The sequence below is a fragment of the Tissierella sp. P1 genome, assembly GCF_002266425.1.
In the GTDB taxonomy this organism is placed as follows: domain Bacteria; phylum Bacillota; class Clostridia; order Tissierellales; family Tissierellaceae; genus Tissierella; species Tissierella carlieri.
Map to the genome: position 1 here is coordinate 1 of NZ_NPMN01000079.1, position 1,511 is coordinate 1,511.

General features: G+C 36.2%; 1 protein-coding gene. It reads left to right on the forward strand.

Annotated features, from left to right (window positions below):
• Positions 1-1,511: choice-of-anchor J domain-containing protein (locus CIW83_RS21785; protein WP_201260100.1), on the forward strand; the 1,511-nt coding region annotated here is incomplete at both ends.

Genomic DNA, 1,511 nt, shown 5'->3' on the forward strand with positions numbered 1-1,511 from the left:
GAATCCATTTGAAGGAGAAAAATTAGCAGCAACTACATTAGATGGAAATTATCCAAATAGTGCTGATAGCTGGATGATTACTCCTCCAATAGATTTAAGAGATGGAAATTTAGAAACTGCTTCACTAAGATTCTATGAGTGGTATGAGATGGAAAATAATTATGATAAAGGATATGTTCTAATCACAAATGATTATGGTGAAACTTGGACTGAAGCAAGGGGAATCATAACAGGCAATGCCATGAATTGGAAGGAATCACTTGTGAATCTTGGAAATTATATAGGATCTCAAGAACCAGTATTTGTAGCATTTAGATTTACATCTGATTCATCAGGTCAGAGAGCAGGATGGTATATAGACAATGTAAGACTAATGGCTCAAGATAATGATGCACCAGCAATACCTACTAATCTAACAGCAGAAGCTAATATGAGAGGAATTAAATTAAGCTGGAATCATTCGCCAGATGCTGATTTATCACATTATAATATTTATCGCTCAGAAACATCAGGTGAAGGATATGTTAAGATAGGAGAAATCAATAATAATAGCTTTATAGATTCAGAAACAAATCCTAACACAATGTATTACTATGTAATAAATGCAGAAGATTTATCAGGTAATATCAGTGAAAATACAGAGGAAGTATTTGCTACAGCTTTAGCATTTACTACTATATTTGGTACGGATTTTGAAAATAATGATGGAGGATTTACTACTGGGGGAACTGCTAACCCATGGGCGTGGGGAGTGCCAACATCAGGACCTGATGGAGCTGCTTCAGGAACAAAACTATGGGCAACGAACTTAGGGGGCAACTATCCTATGAGCAGTGACAGCTATATAGTTAGTCCAGTTATAGTACTTCCAGAAGGAAGCAATTCGGTATTGACATTCAATCATTGGGTTGATATGGAAGGAACAACTACTTTATATGATTATGGGCAAGTACAAATCTCTACAGATGATGGAGCTACTTGGACCAATATAACTCCTGCAGAAGGTGGAAAATATGGTAGAAGAGTTCAAGCATGGGCTAATGAAGAGATATCCTTAGCTGCTTACGCTGGGAATACAGTAAAGATTAGATTCTTTTTCCATTCAGATGGCTCAGTTGCATATACGGGCTGGTATATAGATGATGTATTTGTTATGGTAGGTACTACAGAATCAGCATCAAAACCAGGACCAGTACAAGAAACAGAGTTGATAAGAAGAGATTCTAAGAAAGCAGATTATATAGAACCATCAGCACCTAATTATAAATTAAATAGAACAGGAACAAATAATCTTGAAACAATAGAAGATATAGAAGTTCAAAATATGCCAATGGTATTTGCAGGAATCCCAATATCTGATGCTGTAGTAACAGTATTGGAAACGGGAAGAAGTGTTAAAGTTGACCCTGTTACAGGTAAATTCTTTATGAGATCTCCAATTGGTGAGTATACTCTAGTAGCGGAAGCTTATGGGTATTATTCTAAGGAAGCTAGAGTAGATGTAGCTGAGG